Raw genomic sequence first — 555 nt, 5'->3', positions numbered from 1 at the left:
ATATAAAGTCTGGAAATATAATTACACAAAGTACTATATTCCTATCGACAATTTATTACATAAAAACTCTATATTTCAAATAATATTTTGATATCGATTATGATGACTTTAGATACAGTTTCTTTTGGAAGAAAATTTATTACAGCATCCGCGCATTCATCCTGAAATATGGATCGTATTTTTTATTCCACACCTATTGTATTTCTTGCATCCACACACCAAATATGAATCATCCTTGATTCAATTATCGTTACCTATCAACCAGAGATACGCCATGAATATCGCAACCATTCAAACTGCACTGGAAGCAGTACAAATTCCCAACACCACACGCACACTTGGTAGCGAAAAAGCCGTCAAACTGTTGGAAGAACGCACCGACGGTCTCCATATCGGACTGAAATTCGGCTTCCCTGTCGGGCATATTGCCGCCGACATCGCCAACAGCCTGCAAGAAGCCGTCATCGGCATCACAGGCGACGCGCATATCCATCTCCGCATTGACACTGAAATCACAACACACAAAGTACAGCCCGGAGTCGCCACCATCAAAGG

1 protein-coding gene is annotated in these 555 nt (G+C 41.1%); it reads left to right on the top strand.

The genetic code is table 11. The annotated features are described in order from the left end of the window. Nucleotides 1–274 precede the first annotated feature (274 nt). Nucleotides 275–555 (top strand): iron-sulfur cluster assembly protein (locus ACTHUR_RS17110; RefSeq protein ID WP_440399896.1); only part of this gene is annotated, 281 nt, incomplete at its 3' end.

Source organism: Neisseria sp. P0021.S007 (genome assembly GCF_051956855.1).
The sequence above is the reverse complement of the archived record's forward strand: the minus strand, read 5'-3'. Positions and strand labels throughout refer to the sequence as shown.